This window comes from Alteromonas sp. AWQ4_252 (genome assembly GCF_056158205.1).
This window is the reverse complement of sequence record NZ_JBSWSV010000001.1, coordinates 568,487-595,179: the sequence shown is the minus strand read 5'-3', so window position 1 is coordinate 595,179 and position 26,693 is coordinate 568,487. Positions and strand designations below refer to the sequence as shown.

At 44.4% G+C, this 26,693-nt stretch carries 24 protein-coding genes; 14 read left to right on the top strand and 10 right to left on the bottom strand.

The window, feature by feature from the left end:
• Window positions 1-14 precede the first annotated feature (14 nt).
• The gene (locus tag ACXACM_RS02590) at window positions 15-398 is read right to left on the bottom strand and encodes a VOC family protein (protein ID WP_474819595.1); all 384 of its coding nucleotides are present in this window, start codon (window positions 396-398) and stop codon (window positions 15-17) included.
• Window positions 399-897: 499 nt separating this feature from the next.
• On the opposite strand from ACXACM_RS02590, the gene ACXACM_RS02585 reads away from it, so the two are divergent.
• From ACXACM_RS02585 to ACXACM_RS02575, 3 genes are all read left to right on the top strand, one after another.
• Window positions 898-2,352 carry a pectate lyase family protein gene (locus ACXACM_RS02585; RefSeq protein ID WP_474819594.1) on the top strand — a complete coding sequence of 485 codons (1,455 nt, stop codon included), beginning with the start codon at window positions 898-900 and terminating at the stop codon, window positions 2,350-2,352.
• 71 nt (window positions 2,353-2,423) lie between these two features.
• Window positions 2,424-3,878 carry a DUF1593 domain-containing protein gene (locus tag ACXACM_RS02580; protein ID WP_474819593.1) on the top strand — a complete coding sequence of 485 codons (1,455 nt, stop codon included), beginning with the start codon at window positions 2,424-2,426 and terminating at the stop codon, window positions 3,876-3,878.
• A 5-nt stretch (window positions 3,879-3,883) separates the two neighbouring features.
• Complete coding sequence (locus ACXACM_RS02575) at window positions 3,884-5,056, top strand: sialidase family protein (RefSeq protein ID WP_474819591.1); 1,173 nt, start codon at window positions 3,884-3,886, stop codon at window positions 5,054-5,056.
• Window positions 5,057-5,079: 23 nt separating this feature from the next.
• Here the strand turns inward: ACXACM_RS02575 and ACXACM_RS02570 are convergent, their stop codons facing one another.
• Complete coding sequence (locus tag ACXACM_RS02570; protein WP_474819589.1) at window positions 5,080-6,579, bottom strand: DUF1593 domain-containing protein; 1,500 nt, start codon at window positions 6,577-6,579, stop codon at window positions 5,080-5,082.
• Between the two features lie 254 nt (window positions 6,580-6,833).
• Between ACXACM_RS02570 and ACXACM_RS02565 the strand changes: the two genes are divergently transcribed.
• The 4 genes from ACXACM_RS02565 (at window position 6,834) to ACXACM_RS02550 (ending at window position 11,422) form a co-directional block, all read left to right on the top strand.
• Window positions 6,834-7,712 carry a helix-turn-helix domain-containing protein gene (locus ACXACM_RS02565; RefSeq protein ID WP_474819587.1) on the top strand — a complete coding sequence of 293 codons (879 nt, stop codon included), beginning with the start codon at window positions 6,834-6,836 and terminating at the stop codon, window positions 7,710-7,712.
• 125 nt (window positions 7,713-7,837) lie between these two features.
• Window positions 7,838-9,277: a glycoside hydrolase family 140 protein gene (locus ACXACM_RS02560; RefSeq protein WP_474819586.1), complete on the top strand. Its 1,440-nt coding sequence runs from the start codon at window positions 7,838-7,840 to the stop codon at window positions 9,275-9,277.
• 113 nt (window positions 9,278-9,390) lie between these two features.
• On the top strand, window positions 9,391-10,137 hold the full coding sequence (locus ACXACM_RS02555) for a hypothetical protein (protein ID WP_474819584.1): 747 nt from the start codon (window positions 9,391-9,393) through the stop codon (window positions 10,135-10,137).
• 148 nt (window positions 10,138-10,285) lie between these two features.
• Window positions 10,286-11,422: a hypothetical protein gene (locus tag ACXACM_RS02550; RefSeq protein WP_474819583.1), complete on the top strand. Its 1,137-nt coding sequence runs from the start codon at window positions 10,286-10,288 to the stop codon at window positions 11,420-11,422.
• 71 nt (window positions 11,423-11,493) lie between these two features.
• Here ACXACM_RS02550 and ACXACM_RS02545 read toward each other — a convergent pair whose 3' ends face one another.
• The 3 genes from ACXACM_RS02545 to ACXACM_RS02535 all read right to left on the bottom strand — a co-directional run bounded on the left by ACXACM_RS02545 (window position 11,494) and on the right by ACXACM_RS02535 (window position 12,904).
• Complete coding sequence (locus tag ACXACM_RS02545) at window positions 11,494-11,913, bottom strand: DUF6691 family protein (protein WP_474819582.1); 420 nt, start codon at window positions 11,911-11,913, stop codon at window positions 11,494-11,496.
• A gap of 20 nt (window positions 11,914-11,933) precedes the next feature.
• Window positions 11,934-12,362: a YeeE/YedE family protein gene (locus ACXACM_RS02540; RefSeq protein WP_474819580.1), complete on the bottom strand. Its 429-nt coding sequence runs from the start codon at window positions 12,360-12,362 to the stop codon at window positions 11,934-11,936.
• Window positions 12,363-12,451: 89 nt separating this feature from the next.
• The gene (locus ACXACM_RS02535) at window positions 12,452-12,904 is read right to left on the bottom strand and encodes an RrF2 family transcriptional regulator (RefSeq protein WP_474819579.1); all 453 of its coding nucleotides are present in this window, start codon (window positions 12,902-12,904) and stop codon (window positions 12,452-12,454) included.
• Window positions 12,905-13,033: 129 nt separating this feature from the next.
• Here ACXACM_RS02535 and ACXACM_RS02530 point away from each other — a divergent pair, with 129 nt between their 5' ends.
• The 5 genes from ACXACM_RS02530 to ACXACM_RS02510 all read left to right on the top strand — a co-directional run bounded on the left by ACXACM_RS02530 (window position 13,034) and on the right by ACXACM_RS02510 (window position 17,450).
• A complete protein-coding gene (locus tag ACXACM_RS02530; RefSeq protein ID WP_474819577.1) occupies window positions 13,034-13,834 on the top strand; it encodes a sulfite exporter TauE/SafE family protein in 801 nt (266 codons plus the stop codon).
• A 10-nt stretch (window positions 13,835-13,844) separates the two neighbouring features.
• Complete coding sequence (locus ACXACM_RS02525) at window positions 13,845-14,699, top strand: MBL fold metallo-hydrolase (protein WP_474819576.1); 855 nt, start codon at window positions 13,845-13,847, stop codon at window positions 14,697-14,699.
• Window positions 14,700-14,710: 11 nt separating this feature from the next.
• Window positions 14,711-16,384: a bifunctional protein tyrosine phosphatase family protein/NAD(P)/FAD-dependent oxidoreductase gene (locus tag ACXACM_RS02520; protein ID WP_474819574.1), complete on the top strand. Its 1,674-nt coding sequence runs from the start codon at window positions 14,711-14,713 to the stop codon at window positions 16,382-16,384.
• A gap of 138 nt (window positions 16,385-16,522) precedes the next feature.
• A complete protein-coding gene (locus ACXACM_RS02515) occupies window positions 16,523-17,059 on the top strand; it encodes a DUF2938 family protein (protein ID WP_474819573.1) in 537 nt (178 codons plus the stop codon).
• A gap of 124 nt (window positions 17,060-17,183) precedes the next feature.
• Complete coding sequence (locus ACXACM_RS02510) at window positions 17,184-17,450, top strand: hypothetical protein (RefSeq protein ID WP_474819572.1); 267 nt, start codon at window positions 17,184-17,186, stop codon at window positions 17,448-17,450.
• Window positions 17,451-17,768: 318 nt separating this feature from the next.
• On the opposite strand, the gene ACXACM_RS02505 is transcribed toward ACXACM_RS02510, so the two are convergent.
• From ACXACM_RS02505 to ACXACM_RS02495, 3 genes are all read right to left on the bottom strand, one after another.
• Window positions 17,769-18,164, bottom strand: a complete 396-nt coding sequence (locus tag ACXACM_RS02505; RefSeq protein ID WP_474819571.1) for a rhodanese-like domain-containing protein — start codon at window positions 18,162-18,164, stop codon at window positions 17,769-17,771.
• An 8-nt stretch (window positions 18,165-18,172) separates the two neighbouring features.
• A complete protein-coding gene (locus ACXACM_RS02500; protein WP_474819569.1) occupies window positions 18,173-19,036 on the bottom strand; it encodes an MBL fold metallo-hydrolase in 864 nt (287 codons plus the stop codon).
• A gap of 62 nt (window positions 19,037-19,098) precedes the next feature.
• Window positions 19,099-19,749 carry a peroxiredoxin gene (locus ACXACM_RS02495; protein ID WP_474819568.1) on the bottom strand — a complete coding sequence of 217 codons (651 nt, stop codon included), beginning with the start codon at window positions 19,747-19,749 and terminating at the stop codon, window positions 19,099-19,101.
• Between the two features lie 138 nt (window positions 19,750-19,887).
• Between ACXACM_RS02495 and ACXACM_RS02490 the strand changes: the two genes are divergently transcribed.
• Window positions 19,888-20,448, top strand: a complete 561-nt coding sequence (locus tag ACXACM_RS02490; protein ID WP_474819567.1) for a hypothetical protein — start codon at window positions 19,888-19,890, stop codon at window positions 20,446-20,448.
• Window positions 20,449-20,529: 81 nt separating this feature from the next.
• Here the strand turns inward: ACXACM_RS02490 and ACXACM_RS02485 are convergent, their stop codons facing one another.
• Both ACXACM_RS02485 and ACXACM_RS02480 read right to left on the bottom strand, forming a co-directional pair.
• Entirely contained in the window at window positions 20,530-21,927 is a 1,398-nt protein-coding gene (locus ACXACM_RS02485) for a sugar porter family MFS transporter (protein WP_474819566.1), read from the bottom strand.
• Window positions 21,928-21,937: 10 nt separating this feature from the next.
• The gene (locus tag ACXACM_RS02480) at window positions 21,938-23,599 is read right to left on the bottom strand and encodes a sulfatase family protein (protein WP_474819564.1); all 1,662 of its coding nucleotides are present in this window, start codon (window positions 23,597-23,599) and stop codon (window positions 21,938-21,940) included.
• A 573-nt stretch (window positions 23,600-24,172) separates the two neighbouring features.
• On the opposite strand from ACXACM_RS02480, the gene ACXACM_RS02475 reads away from it, so the two are divergent.
• Window positions 24,173-26,512, top strand: a complete 2,340-nt coding sequence (locus ACXACM_RS02475; RefSeq protein ID WP_474819563.1) for a TonB-dependent receptor — start codon at window positions 24,173-24,175, stop codon at window positions 26,510-26,512.
• Window positions 26,513-26,693: the final 181 nt, after the last annotated feature.

The following is a 26,693-nucleotide window of genomic DNA, read 5'->3' as shown; positions in this document are numbered from 1 at the left end:
TGCATTAACAGGGTTTAAATCATTGGTGTGCCGCGTTTACACAGTTGAATGGAAAAGCCCCAAGGGTCTTTAAGCATTCTTAGATGTGAGCCATCAGGTAGCTTAACAACATCTACAAGCTTTGCTCCTGCAGCAACCAGTCTGTCGGAATCGGTAACTGGATCTGCCGATACAAAGGCCAGGTGGACGATAAGTGGATCCATAGCGTGGTAATCGGGCACCTGATCGCTGGGATTATTGTAAATCTCAATCATCACCTGGCCTGTTTCATCGGCCAGAAAGTGTGTGTGAGGAGCCTTGGTAAACTTGTGTTTTACACTAAAGTTAAGATGCTCACAGTACCATGCTGCGATGGCAATGGGGTCGGATACGTTAAAGGCAAAGTGTTCTATTTTCATTGTAATTTCTTACTTGTTCAAAAGAGAAAGAAGATCTAAACCCGGTTGGCATTACATACCAGGCTAAGGCTTAGTTGCGCAATGCCACCGGTGGCATTAACATATCTGTGAGTCGTCAATCTTGTCAATACATATTAATAATTATTTAACAAAAAAATTACGGAAAGGTGGTTCGGATATCGACAGTCTGGTAAGTCTTCAAGACCGACAATGACGTAATTCAGGTGGACATATCGGCCGCTGTAGAATGGGTAGAGTCAGGGTAGGTAGAAATTATAGGCCTCTCCTAAAATTAAAATTTTAAACAGAACCTATTGCCATAAAATTATTAAAAAGGTAGAAATATAAAAAAAGACTAAAAATTTATTATTTAGTAATTATTTGTGTAAGCCATTTTTTATAAAAAAGTAGTTTCATTTCACTTTTACTAAGCGATACATATTCGCAATTAGGGTGCGCCACCGTAATTGCCGGAGAGTTAAATACTAAGGGCAACGATATGCAGCGTCACAACGTAATTATTTCCATTGTTTCTTTTTTGTTAATGTCTTGTAGTAATTCCGGCTTGAAAACCAGCGCAGATAACGTCTCCAGTACCATCAATCAGTCACCGGCCCCGATACTGGCGTTTCCGTCAGCTGAAGGCTACGGGAAGTACACCGTCGGGGGGCGAGGGGGGAAAACTCTGTATGTCGACAATTTGAATGATTCCGGAAAAGGAAGTCTGAGAGCGGCAATAGAGGCTCAGGGTGAAAGAACCATCGTTTTTAGTATCTCGGGTACCATCCAGTTAAAAAGTAATTTAGTGATAAAACATCCCTTTATTACTATTGCCGGGCAAACTGCACCGGGTGACGGCATCACGCTGCGTGGCTATCCGCTGCAAATTGCGGCCGATGAAGTGATTGTGCGTTATATACGTGTTCGGCTTGGAGATGAATCCGGTGATGATACCGATGCTATTTCCAGTCGTTATACCAAAAATCTCATTCTCGACCATGTGTCTGCCAGTTGGAGTGTTGATGAAACTGTCAGCATATACCATTGTGAAAATGTCACTGTGCAGTGGTCGATTATTTCTGAAAGTCTGTTTATGTCAAACCATAAAAAGGGCGGAGATCATGGCTACGGTGGCATATGGGGGTCAAACTACAGTAGTTATCACCATAATCTGCTTGCTCACCATTCCAGTCGTAATCCACGCTTTGCCTCTGGCTCAGGTAATACAGATTTTCGAAATAATGTTATTTATAACTGGGGTTTTAAAGGAACCTATGGTGGTGAAGTCCAGCAACAAAACGATCCCCGGTTTTCGTTCACCAACATCAATATGGTTGCAAATTATTATAAGCCGGGCCCCGCCACGACTCCCGGTGTTGTTCAACATCAAATAGCCAATCCCTGGTCTCGTAACAAGGCGCTGGATTACGGTAAGTGGTTTATCGCTGATAATGTCGTCGAGGGAAATGCACAGGTTACGGAAGATAACTGGAACGGAGGGGTACAACCACAAGACGGCAATTCGTATCTGAATGGCCTGCGACTTCAAGAGCCCTGGCCTTCAATGGATATTAATCAACAAACGGCACAACAAGCATATGCGTCTGTTTTACAGCACGCAGGCGCAAGTATTCCAAAACGAGATGAGGTGGACGAACGCGTTATTAATGAAGTCCGTTTGGGGTACGCCACCTATGAAGGTGAAGCGTTTGAGAGTAAACACCCCGTTGCGGATAGTCAGCTCAATAGTGGGATTATTGATTCGCAACAAGATGTCGGTGGTTGGCCGGTCCTGAATAGTCTGCCAGCTCCAATTGATTCAGATCGAGATGGAATGCCAGACCAGTGGGAACGCACTTTTAAATTAAATCCACATGATCCATCGGATAGAAATTTAAAGGCAGATAATGGCTACACCATGTTAGAAAGCTACTTAAATAGTTTGGCTCCATAAGCAATGAAATCTATGAAAATACGGCCCTGTGCCATATGCCGGTGCGCAAATGCGTCGTTTGGGAGGAGTGTATGAAACACGTGAAGATGATTCTGGGCGCGATGATAGCCTTGATGGCTTCGCTGGGCTTTGCTGCTCCGGCGCAAATAGAAAAGCCACGGGTTATTGTTACCAGTGATGGTGAAGTAGATGATGAGTGCTCAATGGTGAGGTTTCTACTCTATTCTAACGATTGGGATGTGGAAGGCATTATTACCTCAAGTTCTCAGTATCACTGGCAAGGGCATAAATGGGCAGGCGACGACTGGATTGACCCCTATCTTGAGGCCTATGCCAAGGTATACCCAAATTTAACTAAGCATGATAAAGGGTTCCCAACAGCTGAGTATCTGCGGTCTGTAACGTTTCTGGGTAATGTCAAAGCTGAAGGAGAGATGTCGGAAATCACTGAAGGCTCACAGCATATTGTTAAGGTGTTGCTGGATAGAACAGATAACCGTCCGGTTTGGTTGCAGGCCTGGGGAGGCACTAACACAATCGCAAGAGCGTTAAAGACAATAGAAGAGCAACATCCTGACGATATGGCTTACGTTGCCAATAAAATTCGTTTTTTCTTTATTTGGGAACAAGACAACACCTACCAAGATTATATTCTGCCGCATTGGGGTAAATATCAAATTCTAACTATTATTTCAGACCAGTTTTGGGCATTGGCTTATCAGTGGAAACAGATTATTCCTGAAGCCTTGTTGACCCAATTTGAAGCGGCATGGATGAAAGAACACATTCTGCAAAATCACGGCCCCCTGGCAAGTTTGTATCCGGCGCATAAAGCGGGCAGTTATGGGCTGATGGGGGACTATGATTTCACTCCCGGAGACTTTCGCTCAGAAGGGGACTCCCCTGCGTTTTTACACACCATCAATACTGGCCTAGGCAATTTGGAACATCCCGACTGGGGAGGTTGGGGAGGGCGTTACGTTAGGGTACGTAACAACACCTGGCTTGATCCGGTGCCGGTTAAGGGTTACGAATATCCGGAAGGAAGGTGGTATACAGGGTCTGCCTGGGGACGCATGAGTATGCGTGAAGGCACGAAAAGCACCAAAGCGCAGCGTACCGAATATTTTAAGCCATTGTGGCGCTGGGGGCAGGCATTACAAAATGACTTCGCCGCCAGAGCGGACTGGAGTGTTAAGCCATTTGAGGAAGCGAATCATCCACCTCGTGTTGCCCTTACTCATGCGGCAAGTTTACAAGCGCGAAGCGGTGAAGTGGTCAAATTGAACGCGGAGCCCAGCAGTGATATCGATGGTGATGCCTTGACTATTACGTGGTGGCAATATCAGGAAGCCGATACCTATCCTTCTGCTATAAAAATAGAATCAGCCAATAATGCTCAAGCCTGGCTTAAAGTTCCAGAAGACGCTAAAGCGGGTATGACAATACACATTATCGCTGAAGTAACAGACTCAGGTGAACCCGCTTTGACGCGTTACCGGCGCGTAGTTATTGAGGTGAAGTAATTAAAATGTTGAAGTCAGGTTTGGCAATTCTTCTTTTTTTCAATGTAGCCAGCACGATGCAAGCGGGAGCTAAGGAAGCGCCGGCATCTCCCTTTCACGTGATAGAAAACCTATTTGATAAAGCGCAACCGGACACATTAGGATTGGCATACCCAACCGGGCTTAAAACCACGGTAGTATTTAAATCTGCTGAAGATATAAATAAGTACAATCACGGAGCGGTACTGTTTGCCTATAAAGAAAAACTATATGTGCAATGGCAAAGTTCAGCGATAGACGAAGACGCGAGTGACACCGTGATTCTATATAGTGTCAGTGATGATGGCATAACCTGGCAAGCGCCTAAAACTTTAGTAGCCGCTAGAGACGGTGAGATTGTGACCAATGGCGGCTGGTGGCAGCATGAAGAAAAACTTATTGCATATATTAATGTCTGGCCGGAATCACTGACACCAAAAGAAGGATATGTGGAATACATAGTCAGTGATGACGGTAATAACTGGAGTCAACCTCAGCGAGTCAGGCACCGGAATGGCGGCTTCGTAGAGGGCGTGATAGAACAAGATTTACGCCAGCTACCCAATGGTCGAATACTCACTACAGTGCATTCGCAACCAGGGTTAATTGCTACACCTTACTACACAGATCACCCATCAGGAATAATGGGCTGGCAAGCGGGTAAAATGCAAAATTTACCACACGCCGGACAAGTTAGTCGCGAGTTAGAGCCAAGTTGGTTTATCCGGAATGACAATAGTTTGGTGATGACCTTTCGCGACCAAGACAGCAGTTTTAAAGTCCTGGCATCGCAAAGTCATGATTACGGTAAAACATGGGCAATACCCATTGAAACCAACATGCCTGATTCCCGAGCCAAGCAAAGTGCGGGTAATTTACCCGACGGTAGCGCATTTATTGTAAACAACCCCAGTGGAACCAAAACGCGTATCCCATTAACCATTACCTTGAGTGACGATGGATATATTTTTGACCGCGCTTTTTTATTAAGAGCGGGTGGTGATGACTTACCGCAACAAAAATTTCAGGGTAAGTACAAAAGAGCCGGTTATTCGTATCCCAAGAGCTTTGTCTGGCGAGACTATGTTTATGTCAGTTACGCTGTAAATAAAGAAGATATTGCCGTTACCCGTGTGCCGGTAACGGCCTTGCAAAAATAGTAGGGTCTAATCATTTAGGATGTTTACGGTGTAATGGTGACAAATACTCGTTGATAACGGGTGAGTGCCGGCGTGCCGCGGTCGGTGAGTTGTAAAATAAACTGGATTATTTGTTTTTTATCAACTTTAGGAGCGACAACGTGGACTCGGGCCATGTTTTCAGCACTGTGTACTTTTACTACCTGGTTTTTAAGAGTGCCTGCTTCAGGGTAGTTAAACCAATAGAATTGCAGACTATCATTATCAGGGTCGCTTGAACCTCGGGCATCAAGATGGAAAGACTGCCCTGAGCCAACGGTAAAGTGCTGTGGGTGCTTCAGATTGACGATCGGTGGATGGTTGGCATCTGCATAAGGTTTTACAGTCCAATCCATTCGTGCGGCAAAATCATGTTGAATTGCATCGCGCCAGCGCCATAGGGTTTCACGGTATCCCTTAAAGCTCTTATTCCCTGGTTTAAGAGAGCGGTTGTATTCGCCGCGTTCGGGAGGGACGTAGGTGTCTATCGCATTTGTCCAAATCGGGCGGGTTTCCTGTTCTATTGGTACGCCACCGTTAAAACCTGTGGGGGCGGTATTTTTTTTGTCTGGTATATACAGTTCATAGCGGCCTCCCCAACCTCCCCACTGGGGTTTCCCGGGCACATTTAAGCCGTTTGGGATTAGATTTAGCCAGGACGGTGTATCGCCTTCCATACCGTAGGCAACATCAGGGTATGCTTGACCCAATGGGCCATGCCCTTGCTGAATATTGTCAGCAAGCCATTGGTTGCTAATGGTGGAGTTGTCAATTCCCTCGACCACTGAACTGATGCCTGTCCAGGTTGAAGCGCTATAACTGCCGGGGCTGACAATATAAAATAAGTCGGGGAAAGTTTTACGGATCCAGGCTGCTGAGTCGTCCTGATCTGAAATAGTATATACCCGCAGTTTTTTCACCAGCGTATTTAGTTCTTCAGGGCTCTTTTCCTGCTTTAGTTTGTACAGGCTTTGCGCCAGGGTATTCACTCCTCCCCAGACCGATATCCAAAGTGGACGTGGATCTTCATTTTCCAGAACTTTAATGATCCAATCTGACCCTTCGGAATCCATATCTTCTCCTACGGCTTGCATTCCATAGAGAGGCTTTGCTGCCTTTACAAGCCCGTGCAATGAATCAGCGTCAGGGAAACCGGACTCGTGTTGCATGAGATTAGTTCGAGCTTTGGCATAGGCATCAATTATCTGGTGAACAGATTCAGGCGCGACCATGGTTTTCTGATGTACTGAGGTAGTTGCAATAATGCCTTCCAGATCAATCTGATTTGAATAAAGCAGCAGGCGCACCAATGTTTGGGCATCATCCGGGTCGGCTTCAATGTCAGTCAGTACCAGCATTCGGTTTTTGCCGCATTGTGACGTACAAATGCTATCGGGTTGAGTCGCGTAAGCGTTAACGGAATATACAAGCAAGGCAATGAATAATAACCGCGTGCTTTGCCATAGCCTCATTGGCTTTGTGGTAACAAAAGAAATTCTAAGCATCAGTGATTCATCTGAAAAATAAATAAAGCATTATCATACAAAGGTTATTGATGGCTGGAGTATGGCGTTTTTTCACATTGGAAGTACTAAAGCTAGTAAAGTTGCACGGATTTAAAAGCAACCCGGCGACAATAGGTTATTTGGCTTATTAAGGTATTCGTGATCGAAAATAGCTGGTTTGCAGGCCTACTGTTTGGCCTATTGTACTTATGCTATTTTAGATGACGTAACAATATAGGAATTTAGCGTTAAAAATGGCTGAAAAGATGCATCCACTTTCATTTGATCCAGACCGTCCGGACTTCTCTCCTTATGGATTAACCTGTGTGCATTGGAAGCCATCTCCCATGCCGCGCCCTGATCACCATAGTGAGGTTGAGTTAAACTTTTTAAAGTCAGGTTATGTTACTTATCTGCTTGGAGGAAAAAAAACGACGGTAGAAGTGGGAAAGTTAAGTGTTTTTTGGGCAGCCATCCCGCACCAAATTATTGATTTTACTCCCGATACGGTTTATTACGTTGCTACAATCCCGCTAAAAAACTTTTTATCCTGGGAACTTCCTGAGTCTTTTGTCCAAAAAGTAATGCGCGGTCAATTTTTGAGTGAACAAAGACCGAATCGTGCGCAAATTGATAAGCAGTTATTTGAACATTGGGTTAATGATTTGCAATCCCCGACGGAAAAAGTTGAGAAACCTGTTCTTTTGGAAATGCAGGCTCGTTTAACGCGTTTAGCCTATAGCTTACCTGCAAGTGACAACAGCCAGTGTTTTACTTCTGTAAAAAATTCTGGTCTCAATAAAGCGGAGCAAATGGCTTGCTATGTTGCGCAAAATTACACTGAAAAACTCACCGCTGCACAAATCAGTGAATTTGCAGATTTACACCCTAACTATGCCATGAGTTTGTTTCAGAAGACCTATGGTACAACATTAATTAACTATCTAACCCAACACAGGGTTTCTCACGCCCAGCGCCTATTGACAACCACCAGTTTGAAGATAGCGGAAATAGCCATTCAATCAGGGTTTGTGACTATTAGCCGATTCAACGATGCGTTCGTTCGTTCCTGTGGTTGTTCCCCGAGAGATTATCGAAAGTCCCACCTGATAGCTCAGAAAAAACGGGCTTAGAGCCACAGTCTGAATGGGGAAGAAAAGTAGATTTTCTAATTAGAATTGGAAATCTACACCTGCTGTATAATAAATGTAGCTAAATGGATCTGCTTACAAAGCATGAATACAAATAAGGATTAAACATGTACCGCAAAATTAAGCTGTCATTTATTTGTTCAGCATTGTTAATTATTTCCGGCTGTACAAGCCTACATCAAAGTGACTCAAACAATAAGGTATTAACGTTGCCCGCGTTGAAGGTTTCTCAAAATCAACGATTTTTACAAACGGATGCTGGCGACCCCTTTTTCTGGCTAGGTGATACTGCATGGTTATTGTTCCAGAAATTAAGTCGGGAAGAGACCGAAAAGTACTTACAAGATAGAAAAGAAAAAGGTTTCAACGTGATCCAGGTGATGGTGGTTCATGATTTGCCTTCGATTAATTACTACGGAGACAACGCTTTTATCAGCGAAGACTTTACACAGCCGAACGTGACTAAAGGTAGTAACTCAGATAATGAGCTGCAGTATGACTACTGGGATCATGTCGACTATGTGATTGACCTCGCAGCAGAAAAAGGCATATATCTGGCCATGGTGCCAGCATGGGGAACCATTGCCAAGAAGCAGCCGCAAGATGGCCAGTGGGCGACGAAATACGCGGATTTTTTGGGAGAACGTTATCAACACAAAAGTAATGTCATCTGGTTAAACGGTGGTGACATCTATGGCTATCAAGTGCCTAAAGTCTGGGAGAATATAGGGGTTACCCTGGATAAATATGCAGATAAACAACTAATTACCTTCCATCCTAGAGGACGCACACAATCGTCCACTTGGTTCCATGACCGCGATTGGCTTGACTTCAATATGTTCCAGTCCGGGCACAGGCGTTATGACCAGATAGGAACTGATGATCCAGCAAGCTGGAAAGGCGAAGACAACTGGCGGTACGTAGCCGAAGACTACGCCTTGCAGCCGGTCAAACCTACGATTGATGGTGAGCCTTCCTATGAAAGTATTCCTCGGGGATTACATAATCCTGAAGAAGGTTACTGGACTGCAACTGAAACTCGCCGTTATGCTTATTGGTCGGTTTTTGCAGGTGCCTTTGGCCATACCTTCGGCAACAATGGCGTTATGCAGATGCACAAACCAAATAGTGGTAAAGGTTCATTCGGTGTGCGTAATTACTGGCATCAAGCCATACATGAACCCGGAGCCGGGCAAATGCAGCACTTAAAGCAGTTGATGTTGTCTCGTCCTTTTTTCGAACGCGTTCCCGATCAGTCACTGATTGCCGGTAATAACGGTACTGAATACGACTATTTGGTGGCTACTCGTGGTAAACACTACGCTTTTATCTATACCTATACTGGTCGAAATTTTGCGGTGGATACCCGTAAGGTTCAGGGCGAGATAATAAGCGCCAGTTGGTTTAATCCCCGCAATGGCGAATACTCACCGCAGCAAAGGTTTATCAATAATGGCATAGTGCATTTTGATCCACCTGGTGAAGAAAAGGAAGGCAATGACTGGGTGTTAGTACTGGATGCGGTCAGTGGTAATGATGTGAATTAGCGAGATTGCATCAAAACACCCCAAAGCATCTCATAGTCATCATTGTATTTACACAAAAGCCTGATAGCATGGCTTTGAATAAATATTACACAATTTCATCAAGGATGCTGGGTATGATATTTAATAAAAAATCGATTTTCGTGGTGCTGTTAGCACTCTTTTCCCTATCTGCACTGGCTAATAACTCAAGCATTAAACGCTCAGAAAACGTGGGGGTGGTTAGCGGAATACTGGCCAGTAAAACGAGCATTGCTGAAATACCTTTAATGTACAACAGCAGTCGTGAAAATATGGCGAGGGCTTATGGCTTAAAGGCGCAGTACCCGTTAGAGCTTTTTCTAGGCAATAGCAGCTATCGCTCGTGCAGAATGTATTACAAAGACGAGAACTACACCGCTGAAGAATACATCGCTTTTGTCAAAAAGTACGCGGGAGCCAACATTGAGCTCAGTGGTGTACTGCGACACTACGGAGCTGGTGGCCTGGAATGCACTTTTACCGGGTTTAAAGTGCTGGCAAGCGCTGAAGAGGTTGCCAAAAAGAAGGCAGAACAACAAAAGGCGCAGCAAGATAACGCTGTTGTGGCAGACGATCATGTCATTGGAGATATGCGTGTATCGGTGCTTAAATTAATGCCGGAATTTGTTCTCTTCAGGTTACTGGGTGAAGACGGTAAGCCGGTTAAGGACCCGAACCATGAGTGCGGAAACAGAATATATATTGTTCCAGCAATAGAAAGAGGTGCAATTCGTGGGTTTCGCGCTGAGCTCAACAAATATGGCAAAAGAGCAACACTGAAAAACGCAAAAATGATAAATGGTAAGTGTATAGCAGAGAAGGTTGTGCCGCTTATTATGTGACGGTAAAAACTGAGGGGGCTAGAGTCCTCTCAGTTTTATCTTGTCAGTCCATTTCCGATGTGCAGTACGAATTATGTTCAAGTTTTGCTTCTAATAGCCTTGCTCTTTCAGTACATTAATTCCAATAAAATGAAGTGGAAGGCAAATCATGGACAGACGTAAATTTCTAGTAGCAGCATCAGCTTTAGCGGTTCCTTCAGCGTTAGCCAGGTCAACAGTAACTGTCTATAAATCGAATCAACAGGCATGGGTGGCGCCCAATGGTGTTAAGTCGATTTTGGAGGTGACTACCTTTGCGACTGAATACGTGCCAGAAAGCGAAGGAGAAAGGCCATTTTATGTTCATGACAAAGACAGGGCTGAGCTATTCATAGAGATCCCTAAAAAGTTGTTATCGCGCAACACGTTTGAAAAGCTCGGCGTTGAGATGCAGTCCAGTAAAAAGTCGAACGAGAAATATGTCGAGCTGTTTGATAAGGCAACGCTAAGGTCTTATGGTGAAAAAAACGATCCGTTCGTGATTAAGTTTAGTTGGCATTATAACAGTAAAGTTGTAGATGCTAGATCAATTGAAACCTTTAATCAGGTAAAAATAACAGGTGCTTTCTTTGAGTTTGGTTTAGTCGATAACAATGAAAAGCCGATTACCGATTGCGCTGGGGAAGGGACAGAAAGCGAGTGTTCAGCTCATATCGCGGAAATGCTTTTTTATGATGAGGACAACGAAGTTGGTTATCGGAGCACAGTCAGTCAAGCTGACTCGAGCCTGTATAGTAATGCATCGTTTAAAGAGAGTGGCTTTTCGCTAGTGCATTTTGGTTCCACTAAAACATTAATTTATGCGGTTCGCGATTTTAATAGTGGAAAATTACTTGAAGTTTTTTCGGTGTCGTTAACTGATATATTTACTAACCTCATTTCTAACGCAAAACAGGTTGCAGATAAGAACGTTAGAGCTATTGAAAATGGCGAGGGCACTCAGTCAGACTGCGTGATTACCACTGCAAGCTGCGCACTACTCGGTTATGCCGATGATTGTTTTGTGCTGAATCAGCTTCGGGCCTTTAGAGATAGATACGTTAGTAAACAGGAAGACCAGGCTTATCGCGAGATGTCGAAAGCCATTTTGTCGAGTGGCTTTCTTTCCGGAAAGAACGGGAGATCTCAGGCGCGAAAATTATACTGGCTGTATCTGGTGCCTGGCGCTTTGCTGGCACGTTTAAAATTGGATACATGGTGTTATGCATGGTACAAAAACATGGTTGTGAATGTATTGCAGCGGTAGTAGGTGCTCTTTTCTTCTGGGATAACGCACGATTAGTATTTTGGGGCTCAAACCTGAGCCCAATTAGCCATTTATGACTTTTTAGCCGCCAGCCAGTGTTGCGCCAACATGCCAATAATCATCGCACCTACGAACAAGAGTACATCTGATTGTAGTGAGGCTATGGCAACCACAGCGGGGCCTGGGCAAAAACCGCTGATGCCCCAGCCAATGCCAAAAGCGGCAGAGCCTAATATCAACTTAGCGTCGATAGTTTTGCTAGTTGGTATATCGAACTTATTCGCAAACATCGGCTTGTTGCGCTTTCGCACCCAATACATACCTGGTGCAGCCACTAAAATAGCACCACCCATTACAAAGGCTAACGTGGCATCCCAATTGGCGCTTAAATCTAAAAAGTTAAGTACACGGGCAGGGTTACTCATACCTGAAATTAGCAGGCCTAAGCCAAACAACAGCCCACAAAGTAGCGAGGCGATAATTGCTCTCATAATATTCTTTCCTCGGTTATTTACAGGTGTCTGATAATCGTGGTGGTAAGTACAGCCGCACCCATAAACGTGAGCGTGGCAACAATAGAGCGGGGTGATAACCTGGAAAGGCCTGCCACACCATGACCCGACGTACAGCCAGAGCCTAGTCGGGTACCAAAGCCCACGAGTAACCCAGCTACTACCAACCAAGCCGAGCTCATTTGAGTTTGGATCTGAATACCGCCGGTAAGCGCAATATAAAGTACGGCTGATAAAATGATGCCTGCTAAAAAGGCCAGTCGCCAGTACCGTTCGATACCTTGTTGTGTCATCGCACCTGCTGCAATTCCCGATATTCCGGCAATACGGCCTAAGGTGAACAATAACAAAACCACAGATGAACCAATAAGCAGTCCACCAACCAAACCGGCTAAGGGCTCAAAGGGTGTTGATGTCCAGTTTTCCAATTTCCTCTCCTAAATCCACTCGTGCGATGCTCTAGTAAAATGATGCTATCGCGAATAAACACAGTACAAGTAGACGCCTTAGAAAACTTCTACTCAACTTCTATAAAATCGATGGCAAGGTGCATCGCCAGTGCGCCCTCTCTGTCTTTAACCAAATCATGAAGCGTGTATTTATCAAGCTCACTTATAAACTTATCTGCAGCGTCCTGGAGAATTGTTTTCAAGCGACACGTAGGCGAAATAACACATTTATTCGTTGGCGACGCAAAACACTCCGCCAATGCCACATCTTCAACGGTTAACCTAAAAACTTCACCTATATTTATTAGCTTGGCTTCTTTTGCCAACCTGATGCCGCCGCCGCGCCCTTTTGTACCAACGATATAGCCGTGTTCAATGAGCAGCGTAATCACCTTCTTTAAGTGATTGAAAGACACAAAATAAGCGTCAGCAATGTCACTGGTTTTCACAGTTTGATTTTTGCGTAGCGCGAGATAGATCAAAACGCGAAACGCCAAATTACTAAACGTATTGATTTTCATGGGTTATCTAAAAAAACGATTGAAGTAATCATCGAATTTTAACGCATCACGAAAATTAAATATATATTTTAGATATACTTTATTGTATGTTTTGTTATAAGGTATATCAAAAGTGAATAAGGTGTCAATATGATGATTCTTGGTTACATCGCTGCTGTTCTTATGGGAATGGTGTTAGGCGTAATAGGCGGAGGAGGCTCAATCCTTACCGTGCCTATCCTCGTTTACTTAATGGGCGTTACGCCAGATGTCGCCACCGGCTATTCATTGCTTATCGTGGGTGCCACAGCCGCATTCGGCGCAGTAAGGTATTTCAAAGAAGGTCTTGTTGACGTTAAAGCGTCTATTTTATTTGCCGTGCCTTCTATTATTGCTGTTTATCTGACAAGGGCTTACTTAATGCCCGCCATTCCCGAAACCATTTCTTTTCAATCGCTAACCATAGATAAAAATCTGGGCATCATGGTGCTGTTTGCCATGCTGATGTTGGCCTCGGCCGCCATGATGTTGAAAAAGGCTTACAGCAAATCAGCGCCAGCAACCCAGGTTGTTGAGAATAAACAACCCAACGTTGGGCTGATAATTATTGAAGGCGCTGTAGTTGGTGTTGTTACCGGCATACTCGGCGCGGGTGGGGGCTTCCTCATCATACCTGCCTTGGTACTTATTCTAGGCATGCCCATGAAAAACGCGGTGGGCGCGTCGCTATTCATCATCGCCCTAAAGTCGTTGCTTGGCTTCATTGGCGATCTACAAACCGGAATTCAATTGGAGATGCCTTTGCTGCCGCTTATGCTGGTAGCCACGTTTATTGGGATGGCTGTCTCCACGAAGGTAGCGGGAAAACTAGACGGTGCAGCTTTGCAGAAGTTCTTTGCATTCTTCACTCTGGTTATTGCCGTTTTCATCATGACCAAAGAACTTCTTTAGGAGAACACCCATGAACGTTGAAACATTTTACGATAACAAAACGGCCACGTTTACTTACGTGCTATTCGATCCCACTTCCAAAGAGTGTGGCGTGATAGATTCGGTTGCCGATTACGATATCTTTTCGGGGCGCGCGTCAATGGAAAGCGCCGACAAAGTTATCGACTTTGTCAATCAAAACCAGCTTAAGAATAAATGGATTTTAGAAACCCACGTGCACGCCGACCACATTACGGCGGCGCACTATTTAAAGTCTAAAATTGGCGGCAAAATTGGTATTGGCTCAGGTATTAAAACGGTGCTAGATACCTGGCTGGATGTATTTGAAACAGCGAGCGACACGCCGAGCGATGGCAGTCAATTCGATGTGCTGTTCGAAGAAGGCGACACCTTCAATATCGGTGAATATGAAGTAAAAGTATGGCATACGCCTGGGCACACGCCAGCCTGCGCAAGCTTCTTAGTAGACGGCAAAATATTTGTAGGCGACACCATGTTCGCCCCTAGCTTAGGAACGGCACGCTGCGACTTCCCGGGAGGCAGTGCCGAGCAACTTTACAATACCATTCGGCGCTTCTTCACCCTGCCTGACGATACTACTGTTTACCTTGGTCACGACTACCCTAAAGACGGTGCCGCTCCGCTATCAACAGTATCTATCAAAGAAGCCAAGGAAACGAACAAGCAAATTCGCCCAGAAGTAACCCTTCAGGAATATGTGGAAAAACGCGAGGCAAGAGATGCAACCCTTGCGGTACCCAAATTACTGTTACCCGCTATTCAAGCAAACCTTCGAAACGGCCAGTTTGGCAAAAAATCTGAAGGCGGTAAGCAGTTCATTAAAATTCCTGTGAATGCCATTTAAAGGGGTGGGTTATGCAATATGCCAACGTAACACAACAGCTATCTGTCTGCCCTCAAATATCAGTAGACGATATAGAAGCAATAAAAGCAGCAGGGTTCAAATCTATTATTTGTAACCGCCCTGACGGTGAAGGCGCAGACCAGCCCACTTTTGCTGAAATAGAATCAAAAGCATCTTCACTGGGTTTACCCTGCGTATATCAGCCTGTAGTAAGCGGTAAAGTAACTCAGCAAGACGCAATAACATTTGAAGCCAACTTACAGAAGTTAGAAGGCCCCGTATTTGCCTACTGCCGAACAGGTACTCGCTCTATTACGCTATGGGCTATGACCGCAACCAAAACACTGTCTTATGAAGAGGTACTCGGCTTATCGCAGAAAGCAGGCTATGACTTGAGCGGGGTAGTCCGTCGCCTAAAAAACGGCGGTGAGACACCTAACGACCATGCCGATCACTCTCATGCGGTAGTCATTGTAGGGGCGGGCGCGGGCGGTGTTGCTGTTGCATCTAGTTTGAAGTCGCGATGCCCAGATTTAGATATCGCCATAGTAGAGCCCAATGAAGTGCACTACTACCAGCCAGGCTGGACGCTAGTAGGCGGGGGCGTATTTAACGCTAACGACACCGTGCGCACTGTGGCCTCTGTTATTCCTAATAATGTTAAATGGATAAAAGCCGGCGTAGCGGCCTTCGCGCCAAAAGAAAACATGATTGTGGTAGACGGCTGCCGCACCATTAAATATGAACACTTGGTGGTTTGCCCCGGCATTAAGCTAGATTGGAATAAAGTGGAAGGCTTAAGCGAAACCCTAGGTGAAAATGGTGTGACGTCAAACTACCGTTTTGACTTAGCGCCCTACACATGGGAATTGGTAAAAAATCTTAAAAAAGGGAAGGCAGTATTTACGCAGCCACCGATGCCTATTAAGTGTGCAGGCGCGCCGCAAAAAGCCATGTATATGTCTTGCGACCACTGGTTTAAAGAAGGCGTGCTAGATGACATTAACGTAGAGTTCTACAACACGGGTGCTGTACTGTTTGGTGTAAAAGAATACGTGCCTGCGCTTATGGAATACGTTAAAAAATACCACGCAAACCTTAACTTTGAACACCAGCTGGTAAAGGTGGATGGCAAAGCAAAAGTGGCTTCATTTAAGAAGGTGGCAGACCCAGACGCCCCGCTCGTTGAAACTGAATTCGACATGCTGCACGCGGTTCCGCCCCAGTCTCCGCCAGGTTTTATCAAAGTCAGCCCGCTTGTTGATGGCAATGGTTGGATTGATGTCGACCAATCAACGCTACAGCACAAATCGTTTGAAAATATCTTTGCCCTTGGCGACGCCATAAACGCTCCTAATGCTAAAACCGCGGCGGCGGCGCGCATGCAAGCCCCAGTGGTTGCCAATAACTTGCTTTACGAGCGCGGTGTGCAAACAGATAAAGCCATCTACAACGGTTATGGTAGCTGCCCGCTTACTGTAGAGCGAGGTAAAGTGATATTGGCCGAATTTGGCTACGGCGGCAAAATCCTTAACAGCATGCCAACGTGGGTACTTGACGGTACGAAACCGTCGCGCCTAGCATGGTATTTAAAAGAAAAGTTGCTTCCTCCCATTTATTGGGAAGGCATGCTAAAAGGCAGAGAATGGCTGGCTAAGCCTGAAACTCAGCATATTAATAAGTAACTCGTTTAAATTCGACAGAAAGCTTTAGCCTGGTAAAAAGGCTAGAGCTTTTTTGTTTTAGATACCTACAAGGGCTATACATTAGGCATGGGTAGGAACATTCAGCTGAGCTTGTCTGCTCAACTTAGGTAATTGACCATGAATCTCGCTTTAGCAAACAAAACTGAGAGAACAACACTCCTGATCTTATCAGTGGTGCTTGGTGTGGCAGCAACCGCCTTTTTAGATGTTGTGAACTATCTACAACACATCATTCTAGATAAGTCACTAACGCGGTATGAATTTATCGGACGGTGGGTTATTTACATGACAGACAGTGTATTTTCTCATCAATCAATTAAAGCTGCGGTACCAAGAGCAGGTGAATTAATGCTGGGGTGGGTTGGGCATTACGCAATCGGCATCGGGTTCGCTTTGCTTATGCTCATTTTTACCGGCGTTAAATGGGTGCTGAAACCATCTTTCTTGCCAGCGTTTATTATGGGTTTTGCAACGTGCAGTATTCCTTTTTTTCTTATGTATCCAGGAATGGGATACGGCATTGCAGGCTTGCGTACACCTAACCCCGCCATGCTTCAGTCGAAAGTATTGTTATCCCATTTTATTTTCTCAGTGGGTCTTTATGCCGCAGGCTGGCTTTTAAGCAGACGGATTCAAGATGCCTATAATGAATAAATAGACTTTCATCACACGCACTGTCGCTCATTTGCGTTAATTAAAACAGCGGAACGTCACTCAGGAGTAAACCATATGAAAACGATACGCTTCACACCGCTTAGGCCTAAAGCACGGTTTCTTATTGCTGATATTGTCTGTACTGGCGTTCTCTACAAACGCGTCAGAGCATGAACACAGTCCGAATCACATCTCGCTATTCATTGGTCATGCAGATTTTTCTGAGCATGGTAACGGTGAAACTGTGGGTATTGATTATGAATACAGAGTTTCACAGTTATTAGGTTTAGGAAGTGTAGTGGAGTATGCATTTGGCTTATTAGACGCGCTTACTGTGCTTGCGGTGGCAGATATTCACCTTACCTATGATTTTATCAGCTCACGTTTGTAGCTCAACTAGCGAGAGTACATCGAACACTCTACTGTCTTCTATGCTTTCAAGACCCAATGTTAAGTTGTCGTACAAACTGCCAGACAGTAACGAAGAGGTTTGCTCTAGATAGGCACAATGGCGATACAAGCTGTCTGTAGTGGCAGACTAAACCCGAACATTAGTCGTTATGCTAACGCTATGTTCGGGTGTTTTATTTGCCATTACAGTGTTAGGTAAGAATATGAAAACTAAACCCAACGACAGGGTGGAAAGCTTAACTAAAGACATTTTGCTTGAACTGCTGTCTCATCAGGTATCTCAACTGTACCGTGCACATTAATAACTTAATGGCAGCTGTTTACGTTGCCATTCATCCATGCCCCCTGCCACAGAAAACACGTGGTTATGGCCCATATCAATCAGTGATTTAGCCGCTAACGCAGACCTGCCGCCTGTTTTACAAATCAAGTAAACACTGCGTTGTGCTAGGTCGTTAATCGCATCCTGCTCCTCGCAATGGTGGGCAAGAAGCGGGTGGCTGCATATTTTTGCTTCAAGCATGCCTCTAGGAAAGTTCACCGAGCCATTAATGTGACCGTGTTTGTATTCCTCACTTTCCCTAACATCAATCAAAATAACGTCTGGTTGAGTTAGTGCCACCATTAAATCGTCTACTGTGACTTCCTCAACCGCCGCTTTTACTTCGCTAATGAATACCTTTGGCGTTTTCATTATTCACCTCATAGTTGGTTAATAGGCACTTTAATGTAGCTAACGTCGTTACTTTCTGGCGGTGGCAACTCACCGGCTCTCACGTTTACTTGAATAGAAGGTAAAATAAGTCTGGGCATACTTAACGTCGCATCCCGAGCTTCACGCATTTTTACAAACTCATCCTTTGAAACGCCATCTTTAACGTGAATGTTGTATTCGCGCTGCTCGCCAACCGTTACTTTACTTTCATGGGTGCGATGTTGAGTGGGGTAATCATGGCAAACGTAGATATTGGTTTCTTCGGGTAATGCCAAAATACGATGTATAGAGTCATACAGGGTAGTTGCACTGCCACCTGGGAAATCACATCGTGCGGTACCCACATCAGGCATAAACATAGTGTCACCCACAAAAACCGACTCGTTATTAAGTAAGTAGGCAATGTCTGCAGGTGTGTGCCCCGGTACATGCATAACCTCAAAGCGCATGCTACCCACTTCAAGAACCTCTCCCTCTTCAAATAATCTGTCGAATTGAGCACCGTTAGGTAAAAACTCTTTCTCTAAATTAAACAGCGCTTTGAATATTTTCTGCACTTCAGTAATTCGCGCCCCGATACCAATTTTTGCGTTATATTTGCGTTTGAAAAATGGTGCAGCTGACAAGTGATCAGCATGGGCATGGGTTTCCAACACCCATTCTACTGAAAGCCCTCGTTCATCTACAAAGTCCGCAATTTTTTGTGCACTGGCGGTATGTACGCGGCCGGCGCTGTAGTCAAAATCTAATACGGGGTCGATGATTACCGCCTTTGAAGAAGTCTTATCTTCAACGACGTAAGTAAAGGTTTCACTGTCATCGTCTAAGAAAGAAGTAATTTCAATATTCATGGTGATCTCCTAAATTTATAATAAGGTGGCATGCTTTCATGCCACCAATAAAAGCGTTTTACTTACAGCGCTTTTTTACAGAAGTACCAGTCAACGTAGTTGTGACCTGCAGACTCTCTACTGTCTGCGTCTTCGATAGTGTGTGGAGGCGGTACAATTACTTCTTCACCCACTTTCCAGTTTTCTGGGGTAGCACAACTGTTTGCATCGCTGGTTTGTAGTGCTTCAACCAGTCTTACGAATTCATTGACTGCACGGCCGTTGCTCATTGGGTAGTACACCATGGCGCGCAAAATGCCTTCAGGGTCGATGATGAAAGTTGCTCGAACCGCAGACGTGTCACTTGCGCCAGGTTGAACCATGCCGTAAGCCTTCGCTACTTCCATCGATAAGTCAGCAATAATTGGGAAAGGGATAGTTACGCCAAACTTCTCTTTGATGTTGCGAACCCAAGCAATGTGCGAATGCGTGCTGTCGATAGAAAGGCCAAGTAGCTCAGTATTAAGTGAAGCAAACTTGTCAGCAGCATTAGCAAAGCCAATGAACTCAGTAGTACATACCGGCGTGAAGTCAGCAGGGTGAGAGAAAAGCACTAACCACTTGCCTCTGTAATCAGACAATGATTTTTGACCGTGGGTTGTCTTTGCACAAAAGTCAGGAGCAGGGCGGTTAAGCTGCGGAAAAGTTACGTTGTTTTGGGTTTCTGTTGTCATGATTAAGCTCTCTTTTAATTAAAGGTGTATTTAACTTACGCATTTAATGTATAGTGAATTATGAGGTTTTTCTAATATATTTTTTTGAATAACTTCATCGGATTAATCGTTTAGCTGCGTAGGATTCGTAAGCAACAGATGGTTTCTGACGTTACTGAAATGCTCTGGCTTATGGAAAGTGTGCAACACACTGCCGGAAATCCTGCGCAAGACGACGCTGTCGAATTTTTAATAACTTTTTTACCAGGATTGAATATGAAACTGTCTATAAAGTTAACTTTGTTAATTTCACTGTTGTTCTGCAACCTAGCAACTACGAACGCAAAAGAGCTTGAAATGGCTGACGGGCTGGCTGTCGTTATCACATCTGAAGATGAACAAACCCAGATGATGGCAATGGTGTTGTCACTTCAAACAATTAAAACCCATAGAAAAAGTGTGCATATTACACTATGTGGCCCAGCGGGTGCTCTGGCATTACAAAGCACCGTAACGCAAACCTTAAAACCGATGGATTTATCGACCTCGATGATGTTGCAAAAATTACTGAAGCTCGATGCTAAAGTCGAACTTTGCCCGCTTTATTTGCCTAATAAGGAGGGAGCAGAAAAGGAACTGATTAAAGGAATTGCCGTGGCGAATCCTGCGGATGTCGCAAGACGCATACTCAGTAAGCAGTACAAAAACCTGACATATTAGTACATCGGTGTTTCAATCTGTACGACTATATGAATAAACAGCAGGCGATATAAAAGAACCGCTTGCTGTGCGCGCCGAAGCTTACATTTCTTCCAGCGCTTTTCCCTTGGTTTCTTTGACAAATTTTACCACGAAGAACGTCGAAACCAGCGCTGCGAACGCGTATAAACTATAGGTTCCTACCAAGCCAATTGCTATGAGTGCTGCTGGGAATGTCATCGTAATAAAGAAATTAGCGAGCCATTGTGCTAAACCACTAACAGCAAGGCCTGAGCCCCGAAGTTGGTTAGGAAACATTTCTCCTAACATAACCCACATTACAGGTCCCCAGGACATGTTGAAGAAGAAAACGTATACGTTAGCAGAAATTAATGCCAAAGTGCCCATACCCGTTGACAGCTGAAGTTCACCGTCTTTAATCATACCGCTTTGGAATGCGAAAACCATCAAGCCCAAGGCTATCGCCATGCCGACAGAACCAAAGGTTAAGATTGGCTTTCGTCCCCATTGATCGATAAACTTTATTGTTATTAAGCAAGCAATAATGCTTAAACCAGCACTTAATATATTGATAAGAAGCGCATCTGATTCGGCGAAACCTACTGCCTGCCATAGTACTGCACCGTAATAAAATACGACGTTGATGCCAACGAGTTGCTGAAATACAGCGAGGCCTATACCTACCCACACGATAGATTTAACTTTTCGGGTAGATGAATCAATGAGATCGCCCATGGACGGACTGTGATCGCTACTGATAGAGGCAGAAATTTCTTGAAATGTTCTCTCTGCCTGTTTCTCTCCGAAAAGCTTAACCAACACACGCTTTGCCTCAACCTGATCACCGGAGATAACTAAATATCTCGGGCTTTCGGGTATGAATATCAATGCTGCTAAAAATATAGAGGCTGGTATGACTTCCACCCAGAACATCCAACGCCACGCTTCAAATCCAACCCATAATATTTCTGTCGAGGCACCAGCTGTGACAGCCAAAGCATAATTACTGACGAAAGCCGTAAATAAACCGCCAATAATTGCAATTTGCTGAATAGACGACAATGCTCCCCGGTAGCGAACCGGCGCTATTTCGGCAATGTATGCAGGGGAAATAACTGAGGCAGCGCCAACTGCAACTCCTCCAATGATGCGATAAATGATAAAATCTACCGAACCTGTGGCGATTCCAGAGCCTGCAGCTGAAATGAGAAAGCATACAGATGCGACAAGCAAGGTGTTTTTTCTTCCTACTGCATCGGCTAGCTTCCCAGCAAAAAATGCGCCGCCGGCACACCCCAACAGCATAGAGGCCACATTAAATCCAGTACCGGCTTCATTTGCGCCGAAAGCCTGCTTAAGGCCATCAACAGTTCCGTTGATGACGCCACTGTCGAAACCAAACAAAAAGCCGCCAATGGTTGCCACCAAGCTAACTATAATAATTGTTAATGTGTTTTCTTTCTCGTTTGCCTGATGCACGAAGTTTCTCCTAGTCTTTATTACCCGGGTTTTCCATAAAGGGGAAATATAGTTCCCCTGCATTTACCTTTTTAATCTTTAACGGAGTATCCGGAAACAGCCCGTTAAATTTATCAGGCCTGTTTGGTTCTACCTTCCACCAGTCTGGAAATGGCGCAGATTTAAGCCCCCCTTCTTTGCGAAGATTTAAGCCTTCTGACAAACGGGCATTAAATGGCACGGCAGGCTTGTCACCATCCGCTGGGGCGAGAGAGGCATAAAGCGCCTGACGAAGTGGCAATAGCTCGCTAACATAAGCCGGATCACGAATTAGATTACGGCGTTCATGTGGATCCACACTAAGGTCATATAATTCTTCAATATCCCAAACCCCGTGGTACTGAATATATTTTAGATCGCCCCGGCGTATAGAAAATGTCGTGGGCGTCATTGGAAATGAGTATTCCCAGTAATATTCATATACAAAATCTGGCGATTCCCACTCTGATTCCTGAACTTCACCTGAGGCGACAGGTAAAAAACTTTTTCCTTCAAAGTGTTGAGGAGCTTCTATTCCAGCCAGGTCTAAGAAGGTTGGTGCTAAATCCAGGTTTCTGACCAGCTTATCGTTAGTCTTCCCTTTGGGTAATAAACCTGGTGCGCTGATTACTAATGGGACTTTTATTGAGCTCTCATAAGCGTTTCGTTTATCTATTAAGCCATGCTCACCCACCATAAAGCCATTATCGCTGTAAAACACAATCATTGTGTTTTCATAAAGTTGCTTCTCTTTAAGGTAGTCGATAATTTCACCTAAACTGTCATCAACTGCTGAAAGCGTCGCGTAGTAATCTTTTAAATAATCACTCATTTTTCTATCGCTGGCGTAGAAAAAGTCTGCACCGTGCCAACTGTTTCTTTGGTTGTGCACCCACATAGGTTTATTTCTGGCGTCCTCTTCAGTTACCACTACCGTGGGAGGAAGCTTAAATTCGATATCTTTGTATTGATTTTTGTGGCGTTTTGCCGGAGTGGCATCGGAGTGAACGGCTTTATGACTCAGATAAAGGAAAAAAGGCTTCGATTGGTCGATGTCGTTATCCAGCCATGACAGCGCATAATCTGACAATTCATCGGTTATGTAACCCTGTTGATCGACATGATTTCCGTCGACATTAAGCTGATTAACAATGCCTTGACTGCGAAGCGGAGGGGGAACTCTGTCTTGCGGATAATAGGTCCCTTGGCCCGTGAAACTGACCCATTTGTCAAAACCAGGCCGGGGCATGTCCGAATGCGAACCCATATGCCATTTCCCGAAGAACCCTGTTTGGTAGCCCGCCTCTTGTAAGTACTCAGGGAAAAACGTTAACCCGTCTTCACTAGAATTGTTGTTATCAACAATTTTGTGATTGCGGATTGACATACCAGTAAGTATGGAAGCGCGACTTGGTGAACACAAAGACGAAGTAACAACGGCATTGGAAAAATAAACACCATTCGATGCTAATGCGTCTATATTTGGTGTTTGTATTTCTGGCTGTAGAAAGCCCATTCCGTCATATCTCAGGTCGTCAACCAGAATGAATACAACATTGCGTTTTTTAGTAAGGTCAGAGTCTGCTGCGGCTACTGAAGTAACAGTTATTGACAAACTAAAATAAACGATTAAGAAATTTAACAAATGTTTCATATTGTCCATCCGCCATTGCATAAGGTTTTCATGTCCGGTAATTCGGTTGAGCCATACTCAAATTCTTATAAGTAAACTAATTCATTAATATATAAATGTTTGAAAATTATATGATTTCATTCTCATTTTATGATGAATGATAAGAAGAACGGCTTATCATTCAAAAATCGATATTCTGGATGCTTATCATCCATAGGATCGATACCTCACGTGTTACTACTGATTTCACCTCTTAAAGATAATTTTGCTGATGCTTGTGAATTCAGCGAAGGTGCTGAGATGTGGCGGTGTAAGGGGGATGTGAAGGGGCTGTGAATGGAAGGTTGGTTAAACCGAATAGCGTATTTTTGTCAGGTATCTGAGATTGCGATAGGAGGTATCGCTAAATCGGAGTGTTCAAACGTGTCGTTTTAGTTAAATTCTTGTAAATCGTTTGGTGGGGTTATTCAGTTATCAAACGGTCGCACACTTAACAGTATAACGAGTGCTTAGGGCTGCTATATAAACACTCAACTTATTTATGAAAAGCTCTGAAATACAAACTCTCAAATGAATTATTGAGAAGAGGGACATATGAAAAACATAATGAAATTTAAACAGTCGGCGCTGGTGACTCTTATCGCGTCAGCACTTTCGCATCCAGTGTTAGGGCAAGAGGCGCAGAGTGAAGATCAAGCTTCAGAGGGCTTTGAAGTCATTATGGTCAAAGCACAACGGACGTCGCAGGATATTCAAAAAGTGCCGGTAAGTGTACAAACATTGTCTGCAAATGACCTGCAAAAGCAAAGTATCAACGAAATTACTCAGCTTTCAACGCTTGCACCAACGTTACAACTGGGGCAAGACAATACTTTTGCCGTGCGCGGTATTGGTACTCAGGTGTTTGCAGAAACCATCGACCCAAGCGTTGCGCTAGCAATTGACGGAGTAAGCTTAGGACGAAATGCGCTTGCCGGTCAGCCCTTCAATGACATTGCGTCAGTTGAAGTGCTAAATGGTCCTCAGGGCTTGTTATTTGGTAAAAATGCGTCAGCAGGGCTTGTAAATATAACTACTGCCAGGCCTGTATTAGATGAGTTTACAGGCAAAGTGTCACTGGAATATAACTACAGAGACACGACACCAACCGATGCCAATGGTCACATAATAAAAGGCATGCTAAACGTCCCGGTATCTGAAAACTCAGCCCTTCGCCTGAACGTATTAACATCGTCACAAGACCCGTTAATCGAAAACGTGTTTCCCAACGACGATGTTCGAACCGATCTGGGACAAGACAAATCAGGCATAAAAGCTAAGTACCTTTACGAAGATGGTGCTTTTTCGCTCTACGCTATTGCTGATTACAACAAAAATGAAGGGACAGCTGAACGCTATAGCCGTACTTATCGCACCGTAGATCCAGACAGTGAATTACTTAGCTTTTTCGAGCCAGATAACATCGTACCTGGCCCAGAGAATATGACTAACAATTCCGATGGTGCAATGTTCAGTGATATTGAAACAGGCGGAGCGCAAGTAGAGTTAGCTTATGAATTCGATAGCGGTGTGGAGCTTATCAATATTGCCGCCTGGCGTTACTTCGAAAGTGATACTAATTTGCACAATGACTTCGCTTCCAGAAGAGACATTGTCGACAACCCTAACACCAATGACTATGAGCAATTTTCAAACGAAATTCGATTAGTTTTTCCTAAAACTGACGTTTATTCGGGTCAGGTTGGCCTGTTCTACTTTAACTCAACCTCTGACATGACTAATAGTTTGGATGTTGAAGGGCCACCGCCGTTTGTCGCCATCGGATTCCCATTTTGTGTTGGTGCCGAAATCTCAGGACCACCACCTGGCTGCCCCTACAGCAATGATGTATTCCTGGGTAACGACAGTGATACAGAGCTTAAACAGGAAAGTTACGCTGTTTTCGGTCAGTTCGACTTTTATGTAACCGACAAACTAACGGCTGTTGCAGGAGCACGTGTTACTCAGGATGACATTTCAACAGATGTCCTACAAATGCAACGAAACTACTTTGTTGGGATTGGCGGACCACGTGGTCGTTTTCAAGAGTCGGTAGACAACACTAATGTCAGTTGGAAACTTGGGGCGAATTACGACTACACAAATAAAGTTATGCTTTATGCCTCCATCGGACAAGGTTACAAAGCGCCAGGCTTCAATACGGATAACCAGGGTAACCCTGACATTCCGTTTGCGGTTGAAGACGAAGTATCGACAACATTCGAAGCAGGTGTGAAAAGCAGACTGCTGGATAACAAAGTCATTTTAAATGTGTCTGTATTTAATACTGACTTTGACAACTACCAGGCGCAGTCATTTAACTTAGACGCACAAGCCTTTATTATCCAAAACGCGGCTAGCGTGACATCTCGCGGCGCAGAGGTATCTTTGAAGGCGATGGCAACGGACAATCTTACCTTGCAGTGGGATACGTCGTTCTTAGATGCAACTTTCGATAATTTTGAAGGCGCTTCTTGTACACCAGACTCTGAAATTTGTGGGCCTGACGATGCATTCTTTGACGCTTCAGGATATACATTGCCTATGGCTCCTGATATTACGTCAACGCTGCAGGCTAACTACGAGCAGGAGTTGACTGATAACATGTACGGTTACCTCAACGCGAATGTGTACTACCGCTCTGAAACCTCGTACGGAATTGGTTCTCCACAAAGAGAGCTTGATGCAATCACGACTTTGAATCTGAGTGCGGGCATTTCAACCTACGATGGTTTAACTGTCTCTGTTTTCTGTAATAACTGCACAGATGAAAAGTATCCGGTTTCAATTGGATTTGATGCGGGCGAGAACAATGAAGGTCTTGCATCAACTGTACAAACCTGGGGACTTAACTCGATGCGGAACATCGGAATCAGAGTGTCTCAGGAGTTTTAATCATTGAAGGCGCTAGGCTTGTGCCTGGCGCCTTGATTTAGTTCTTACATCAGTACATATCTCCCGAAGCGCATTTTTCTGTAAAACACGTCTAACTATCGCATTTGACGATACCACTTATCTAAATTATCGACTATTTCTGTAGTGACGATTCTTCTAACATCATTTGTTAATTTTATTT

Bases quoted from the DNA above. Each gene is read 5' to 3' on its own strand.
- ACXACM_RS02505 (WP_474819571.1), bottom strand. From the start codon at position 18,164: ATGAAAACGCCAAAGGTATTCATTAGCGAAGTAAAAGCGGCGGTTGAG.
- ACXACM_RS02565 (WP_474819587.1), top strand. From the start codon at position 6,834: ATGGCTGAAAAGATGCATCCACTTTCATTTGATCCAGACCGTCCGGAC.
- ACXACM_RS02575 (WP_474819591.1), top strand. From the start codon at position 3,884: ATGTTGAAGTCAGGTTTGGCAATTCTTCTTTTTTTCAATGTAGCCAGC.
- ACXACM_RS02555 (WP_474819584.1), top strand. From the start codon at position 9,391: ATGATATTTAATAAAAAATCGATTTTCGTGGTGCTGTTAGCACTCTTT.
- ACXACM_RS02520 (WP_474819574.1), top strand. From the start codon at position 14,711: ATGCAATATGCCAACGTAACACAACAGCTATCTGTCTGCCCTCAAATA.
- ACXACM_RS02545 (WP_474819582.1), bottom strand. From the start codon at position 11,913: ATGAGAGCAATTATCGCCTCGCTACTTTGTGGGCTGTTGTTTGGCTTA.
- ACXACM_RS02550 (WP_474819583.1), top strand. From the start codon at position 10,286: ATGGACAGACGTAAATTTCTAGTAGCAGCATCAGCTTTAGCGGTTCCT.
- ACXACM_RS02515 (WP_474819573.1), top strand. From the start codon at position 16,523: ATGAATCTCGCTTTAGCAAACAAAACTGAGAGAACAACACTCCTGATC.
- ACXACM_RS02475 (WP_474819563.1), top strand. From the start codon at position 24,173: ATGAAAAACATAATGAAATTTAAACAGTCGGCGCTGGTGACTCTTATC.
- ACXACM_RS02525 (WP_474819576.1), top strand. From the start codon at position 13,845: ATGAACGTTGAAACATTTTACGATAACAAAACGGCCACGTTTACTTAC.
- ACXACM_RS02590 (WP_474819595.1), bottom strand. From the start codon at position 398: ATGAAAATAGAACACTTTGCCTTTAACGTATCCGACCCCATTGCCATC.
- ACXACM_RS02570 (WP_474819589.1), bottom strand. From the start codon at position 6,579: ATGCTTAGAATTTCTTTTGTTACCACAAAGCCAATGAGGCTATGGCAA.
- ACXACM_RS02480 (WP_474819564.1), bottom strand. From the start codon at position 23,599: ATGAAACATTTGTTAAATTTCTTAATCGTTTATTTTAGTTTGTCAATA.
- ACXACM_RS02530 (WP_474819577.1), top strand. From the start codon at position 13,034: ATGATGATTCTTGGTTACATCGCTGCTGTTCTTATGGGAATGGTGTTA.
- ACXACM_RS02490 (WP_474819567.1), top strand. From the start codon at position 19,888: ATGGTTTCTGACGTTACTGAAATGCTCTGGCTTATGGAAAGTGTGCAA.
- ACXACM_RS02500 (WP_474819569.1), bottom strand. From the start codon at position 19,036: ATGAATATTGAAATTACTTCTTTCTTAGACGATGACAGTGAAACCTTT.
- ACXACM_RS02495 (WP_474819568.1), bottom strand. From the start codon at position 19,749: ATGACAACAGAAACCCAAAACAACGTAACTTTTCCGCAGCTTAACCGC.
- ACXACM_RS02580 (WP_474819593.1), top strand. From the start codon at position 2,424: ATGAAACACGTGAAGATGATTCTGGGCGCGATGATAGCCTTGATGGCT.
- ACXACM_RS02585 (WP_474819594.1), top strand. From the start codon at position 898: ATGCAGCGTCACAACGTAATTATTTCCATTGTTTCTTTTTTGTTAATG.
- ACXACM_RS02560 (WP_474819586.1), top strand. From the start codon at position 7,838: ATGTACCGCAAAATTAAGCTGTCATTTATTTGTTCAGCATTGTTAATT.
- ACXACM_RS02535 (WP_474819579.1), bottom strand. From the start codon at position 12,904: ATGAAAATCAATACGTTTAGTAATTTGGCGTTTCGCGTTTTGATCTAT.